The 6,341-nt window shown below is 61.8% G+C and carries 4 protein-coding genes and 1 tRNA gene; 2 read left to right on the top strand and 3 right to left on the bottom strand.

Features of this window, described 5'->3' with window-relative positions:
- Positions 1–108 precede the first annotated feature (108 nt).
- From QZL63_RS10725 to lepA, 3 genes are all read right to left on the bottom strand, one after another.
- A tRNA-Gly gene (locus QZL63_RS10725) sits at positions 109–181 on the bottom strand.
- Between the two features lie 65 nt (positions 182–246).
- Complete coding sequence (locus QZL63_RS10720) at positions 247–2,154, bottom strand: AMP-dependent synthetase/ligase (RefSeq protein WP_022309288.1); 1,908 nt, start codon at positions 2,152–2,154, stop codon at positions 247–249.
- Positions 2,155–2,189: 35 nt separating this feature from the next.
- The gene (gene lepA / locus QZL63_RS10715; protein ID WP_022309287.1) at positions 2,190–3,980 is read right to left on the bottom strand and encodes a translation elongation factor 4; all 1,791 of its coding nucleotides are present in this window, start codon (positions 3,978–3,980) and stop codon (positions 2,190–2,192) included.
- Between the two features lie 188 nt (positions 3,981–4,168).
- Here lepA and lysA point away from each other — a divergent pair, with 188 nt between their 5' ends.
- Together lysA and QZL63_RS10705 are read left to right on the top strand one after the other, a co-directional pair.
- A complete protein-coding gene (lysA, locus tag QZL63_RS10710; RefSeq protein ID WP_022309286.1) occupies positions 4,169–5,332 on the top strand; it encodes a diaminopimelate decarboxylase in 1,164 nt (387 codons plus the stop codon).
- A 78-nt stretch (positions 5,333–5,410) separates the two neighbouring features.
- Complete coding sequence (locus QZL63_RS10705; RefSeq protein ID WP_022309285.1) at positions 5,411–6,310, top strand: EamA family transporter; 900 nt, start codon at positions 5,411–5,413, stop codon at positions 6,308–6,310.
- The last annotated feature ends 31 nt before the right edge of the window (positions 6,311–6,341 follow it).

The following is a 6,341-nucleotide window of genomic DNA, read 5'->3' as shown; positions in this document are numbered from 1 at the left end:
TCCGTCGGCCGGAGGTGAAACGGCCGGCGGCAGAAAGACCCCACGCGGGCTGTATCCTGCAGGCCTTTCCTATGCGAAAATCCCCGCCGAAGGGCAGGGATTTTGTCGAGCGAAAAACGGGACTCGAACCCGCGACCCTCAGCTTGGGAAGCTGATGCTCTACCAACTGAGCTATTTTCGCAATTCGGAGTACAAAGTTACTTCGCTTTTTCGAATTCGCAAATCTTGCGCCCGAAAAAATGCGGGCTACCCCACTATTTTTTTCAGCGACGCCAGGTTGCGGGGATTCTTCAGGGTCTTCCCTTCGGGCGAATAGAGGTAGTCGATCCGGTCGCGGAAGTGCTCCTCGACTTTGCTGCGCACCACCTTCATCGTGCTGTTCACCAGTCCGTTCTGCTCCGTGAACGGCTCGTCCACGATGGCCAGTTCGGCCGGCAGCCAACGCTCGGGGAATTCGCCGGCATAGGCGCCCTGGCCCCGGTATCGGTCGATCTCTGCGCCGATGATCTCGGCCGCGGCCTCCGCCCGTCCGTCTTCGGCCACTCCGCGGGCCGCCAGCTCGCGCAGCAGGGCCTCGCGGTTCGGCACCACGATGGCCCCCGTGAAGGGGTTCTGGTTGTTGTGTATGAGGATCTGGTCGATGTAGGGCGACTTGTCCACGATCGCCTCCTCCATTCCTTCGGGACTGTATTTCTCGCCGTCCGAGGCGATCAGCAGGCTCTTGAACCGCCCCAGCACATAGAGGAACTCATCCTCGGAGACATAACCCATGTCGCCCGTGTGGAGCCATCCGTCGCGTACGGTCTCGGCCGTAGCCTCGGGGTTCTTCCAGTATCCCGCCATGACGTTCTCGCCGCGGATGACGATCTCTCCCTTCGTACCGCGGGGCACCTCGTTCCCCTCCTCGTCGAGGATCTTCAGGTCGAGCGGGATGAGGATCTTGCCCGACGAACCGAAGCGGTGCCAGTGGTGTTTGGGCGAGTTGGTCGAGATGACGGGCGTCGCCTCCGAGAGTCCGTATCCCTGGAACATCGGGATGCCGATGGCGTAGAAGAAGCGCTGGAGCTCCGTATCGAGCAGGGCGCCCCCGCCGACGAAGAACTCCATGCAGCCGCCGAACGCCTCGCGGACCTTGCTGAACAGCAGGGCGTCGAAGATGCCGACCACCGGGGCGAGCAGGATCCGCCATCCGCGGCCCCTGCCGTATCCGTCCTGATTGTAGACATAGGCCGTGCGGAGCGCCAGGCGGAAGAGCCGCTCCGTGAAACGGCCCTTGGCGCGTATCGAGCTCTCGATGTTCTTGCGGAAGTTCTTGGCCAGCGCCGGCACCGACAGCAGGAAGTGCGGCTGCACCTCGCGGATGTTCTGCGGGATGTTCTTGAGCGTCTCCATCGGCGTGGCGCCGATCTGCACCGTGGCTACCGAGGCGCCGCAGGCGATCATGATGTAGAAGCCGACGACGTGCGCAAAGCAGTGGTCGAGCGGCAGGATGATGAGCGTGCGGTAGTGCGACGGGATGTCGATGCGCGAGAGCGACTGCTCGACGTTGGCCGTGTAGTTGCGGTGCGTGAGCACAACCTCCTTCGGATCGGCCGTCGTGCCGGAAGTGTAGGTGATCGTGGCGTAGTCGTCGTTGCGGATCGCCTGCCCGATTGCCATGAACTCCTCGCGGTGTTTGGCCAGATAGTCGCGTCCGAGCCGCTTGAGGGTCCCGAAGGCCGTTTCGCCCGGTTCGAGGGGCAGGTGTCCGAAGACGATGATGTGCTTCACCCCCGGAATTTCGTGGCGGATGCGGCGGATCTTCGGCAGCTGGTATTTCGAGACGAAGAGCGCCTTGACCTCGGCGTGGCGCAGGCGGAAGAGCAGGTCGTTCGACTCCTCGAGCTTGACCGAGAGCGGCACGCTGATCGCCCCGGCGTAGAAGAGTCCCAGTTCGGAGATGATCCATGCGTTGCACCCCTCGGAGAGGATCGCCACCTTGTCCCCGGGGCGGATGCCCAGCGAGGCGAGCCCCGCGCCGACCTCGAGCGCCTGCTCGCGGGTTTCGGCATAGGTCGTGGGCTCGAACTTGCGATGGCGCTTCTCGAGCAGGAAGGTCTTGGCTCCGTAGCGTGCGACGGAGGATTCGAACAGGTCGATGATGGTCTTCTTCATGGTCTTGGGGTTCGTGAGTCCGCTACCGGCGGCGGTCAGTCCATTTTCAACACGGCGAGGAATGCCGACTGCGGCACCTCGACATTTCCGATCTGGCGCATGCGCTTTTTGCCCCGCTTCTGTTTTTCGAGCAGCTTGCGCTTGCGCGAGATGTCGCCGCCGTAGCACTTGGCCGTCACGTCCTTGCGCACGGCCTTCACCGTTTCGCGGGCGATGATCTTGGCGCCGACGGCGGCCTGTATGGCGATGTCGAACTGCTGGCGCGGGATGAGCTCCTTGAGCTTTTCGCACATCTTGCGCCCGAAGTCGTAGGCGTGGTCCGTATAGGTGAGCGACGAGAGGGCATCGACCGGCTCGCCGTTGAGCAGGATGTCGAGCTTGACGAGTTTCGAGAGCTCGAAACCGGTGCGGTGGTAGTCGAACGAGGCGTAACCCTTCGAGATGCTCTTGAGTTTGTCGTAGAAGTCGAAGACAATCTCCGAGAGGGGCATGTCGAAGTTCACCTCCACGCGGTCCTGCGTGATGAAGGTCTGGTTCTTCATCACGCCGCGCTTGTCGATGCAGAGCTTGATGACGTTGCCCAAGAACTCCGACTTGGTGATGATCTGCGCCTGGATGTAGGGCTCTTCGATCTTGGCGATCTTCGTGATCTCGGGAAGCCCCGACGGGTTGTGGACTTCGACCACGTCGCCCTGCGTCGTCGTCACGCGGTAGGAGACGTTCGGTACGGTGGTGATGACGTCCATGTCGAACTCGCGGTAGAGGCGCTCCTGGATGATCTCCATGTGGAGCAGCCCGAGGAATCCGCAGCGGAATCCGAATCCGAGGGCCAGCGAGCTCTCGGGCTCGAACGTCAGCGAGGCGTCGTTGAGCTGCAGCTTCTCGAGCGAGGCGCGCAGGTCCTCGTACTGGTCCGCCTCGACGGGATAGACGCCGGCGAAGACCATCGGCTTCACGTCCTCGAACCCGGCGATGGCCTCCCGTGCGGGATTGGCCACCGAGGTGATCGTGTCGCCGACCTTCACGTCCGACGAGGTCTTGATGCCCGAGCAGATGTAGCCTACGTCTCCGGCGCAGATCTCGTCGCGGGGCTGCATCTTGAGCTTCAGCACGCCTACCTCGTCGGCGTCGTACTCGCTCCCGGTGTTGAAGAACTTGACGTGCTCGCCCTTGCGGATCGTGCCGTTGAAGACGCGGTAATAGGCGATGATGCCCCGGAAGGGGTTGAACACCGAGTCGAAGATCAGCGCCTGCAGCGGCGCGTTCTCGTCGCCCTTCGGTGCGGGGATGCGCGCGACGATCGCCTCGAGCACCTCCTCGACGCCCTGCCCCGTCTTGCCCGAGGCGAGCAGGATATCCTCGTCCCTGCATCCGATCAGGTCGATCACCTGGTCCTTCACCTCGTCGATCATGGCCGAATCCATGTCGATCTTGTTCAGTACGGGGATGATCTCCAGGTCGTGCCCGACGGCCAGGTAGAGGTTCGAGATCGTCTGGGCCTGGATGCCCTGCGTGGCGTCCACCACGAGCAGCGCCCCTTCGCACGAGGCGATGGCGCGCGAGACTTCGTACGAGAAATCGACGTGTCCCGGGGTGTCGATCAGGTTGAGCGTGTAGCGTTCGCCGTCGCGGGCCGTGTATTCCATCTGTATGGCGTGGCTCTTGATGGTGATGCCCTTTTCGCGCTCGAGGTCCATGTCGTCGAGCACCTGCGACTGCATTTCGCGCTGGTTCAGGGTGTTGGTCTTCTCCAGCAGGCGGTCTGCGAGGGTCGATTTGCCGTGGTCGATGTGGGCTATGATGCAGAAGTTGCGGATGTTTTTCATGAATTCGCGAGCAAAAATACGTGCAAATATACGAAATATATTTTGAATTCCGCGAAGCCTTCGCCGGGAGCCGTGCGGCGCAGGTCTGCGGCAGGGATTCTAAAGAATTTTATTTTCGGGCTTGCTCTTTTGGCCCGAAATACCTATCTTTGCCCCTCAACAGGTTATAAGTTAGTCAGGTATATAAGATGTTAAGCAGACAAATCGCATCCAGGCTCCGGGGCTACGAGACCCCGTTCTATCTCTACGACACGGCGCTGCTGCGTCAGACGCTCGAAAGCGTGGTGTACGAATCGAACAAATACGGCTACAAGGTCCACTACGCCATCAAGGCCAACTACGACGACCACCTGCTGGCGATCATCCGCGAGTACGGGCTGGGCATTGACTGCGCCTCGGGCAACGAGCTGCGCAAGGCCGTCGAGGCAGGTTTCGCCCCCGAAGGCATCGTCTATGCCGGCGTGGGCAAGCGGGACAAGGAGCTCCGCTATGCGATCGAACAGGGCATCATGGCCATCAACTGCGAGTCGATCGGCGAGCTGGAGGTTGTCGATGCCCTTTCCGCCGAGGCGGGCCGCGTGACCGACGTGGCGCTGCGCATCAACCCCGACATCGACCCCAAGACGAACCACTGCATCGACACGGGCCAGGCCGACAGCAAGTTCGGCATCTCCTACGAGGAGGTGCTCGAGCATGCCGCCGAGATCAAATCGCTAGCCCACATCAACATCGTGGGCATCCATCTCCACATCGGTTCGCAGATCCGCGAGCTGCACGTCTTCGAGAACATGTGCAATAAGGTGAACGTCATCGTCGAGAACCTCGAGCGGCTGGGCTTCACGTTCCGTTTCGTCGATGTGGGCGGTGGCCTGGGCGTCAATTACGACGTTCCCGAGAACGAACCGATCCCCAACTTCGCCTCGCTCTTCTCGATCGTCCACAACCACCTCCGCGTGGACGACAAGGAGGTGCACTTCGAGTTCGGCCGGTCGATCGTCGCCGAGTGCGGCGAGCTGATCACCACCGTGCTCTTCAACAAGACCACGGCCACGGGCCGCAAGCTGGTGATCGTCGATGCCTCGATGACCGAGCTGATCCGCCCGGCGCTCTACGGCTCCTACCACAACATCGAGAACATCACGGCCGACGAGGACGCCCCGCGCGACAAGTATACGGTCGTGGGCACGGCCTGTGAATCGACCGACGTCTTTGACCAGAACGTGAGCCTGCGCCGCACGCAGCGCGGCGACCTGCTGACGATTAAGTCGGCCGGGGCCTACGGTATGTCGATGGCCTCGCGCTACAACCTGCACGATCTTCCGGGGGCGGTCTACAGCGACGAGATCAAATAACGACTCCCCAATTGTACCGGAAGGCGGCCGCGAGCCGCCTTCCTTGCGTTTTTCGGAAACCGAACGAATTTTACTGCCATGTGGTTGTCGCTTGCCTTTGCCTCGGCTGCGCTGCTCGGCCTCTATGATGCGGCCAAAAAGAAGGCGCTCACCGGGAATGCCGTGCTGCCCGTACTGCTGCTCAACACCTTTTTCTGTTCGCTCTTCTTCCTTCCGGCGATCCTCTCCGCGGAGTGCGGCTTCGGGTGGTTCGACGGAACGGTGCTCGAATCCTCGTGTGGAACCCTCCGGGCCCACGGACTCGTCGTTCTCAAGTCGGCCATCGTCCTTACTTCGTGGATTTTCGGCTATTTCGGCATGAAACACCTGCCGCTGACGATCGTCGGACCGATCAACGCCACACGCCCGGTCCTGGTGCTCCTCGGCGCCCTGCTGATCTTCGGCGAACGCCTCAACGCCAGCCAGTGGGCCGGAGTCCTTCTGGCGCTTGTCTCGCTCTTCCTGCTGGGGCGTTCGAGCCGCCGTGAAGGGGTTGATTTTGCGCATAACCGCTGGATTCTCTGCATCGCCGCGGCTGCCCTGACCGGTGCGGCCAGCGGGCTCTACGACAAATACATCATGACGCGGCTCGACCCGGTCTTCGTGCAGAGCTGGTACAACCTCTACCAGTTCCTGATGATGGCCATCGTGGTAGGCATCCTGTGGTGGCCGCGGCGCGGGCATACGACCCCCTTCCGCTGGAGCTGGGCCATCCCGTTCATCTCGATCTTCCTCTCGGCCGCCGACTTCGCCTACCTCTATGCCCTGCGCGATCCCGATGCCATGATCTCCGTCGTCTCGATGATCCGTCGCGGTTCGGTCGTCGTGTCGTTCCTGTGCGGTGCGGCGCTGTTCCACGAGCGCAACCTGCGTTCGAAAGCCGTCGATCTGGCCTTCATCCTGGTGGGTATGTTCTTTCTCTGGCTGGGATCCCGGTAGGCAGCCGGCGAGCTTCGCCCTGTTGAACGGG

The sequence above is a fragment of the Alistipes sp. CAG:268 genome (assembly GCA_000434235.1).
Taxonomy (GTDB): Bacteria; Bacteroidota; Bacteroidia; order Bacteroidales; family Rikenellaceae; genus Alistipes; species Alistipes avistercoris.
The sequence above is the reverse complement of the archived record's forward strand: the minus strand, read 5'-3'. Positions and strand labels throughout refer to the sequence as shown.

Coding starts and splice junctions, on each gene's coding strand:
- lysA (WP_022309286.1), top strand. CDS start 4,169: ATGTTAAGCAGACAAATCGCATCCAGGCTCCGGGGCTACGAGACCCCG.
- QZL63_RS10705 (WP_022309285.1), top strand. CDS start 5,411: ATGTGGTTGTCGCTTGCCTTTGCCTCGGCTGCGCTGCTCGGCCTCTAT.
- QZL63_RS10720 (WP_022309288.1), bottom strand. CDS start 2,154: ATGAAGAAGACCATCATCGACCTGTTCGAATCCTCCGTCGCACGCTAC.
- lepA (WP_022309287.1), bottom strand. CDS start 3,980: ATGAAAAACATCCGCAACTTCTGCATCATAGCCCACATCGACCACGGC.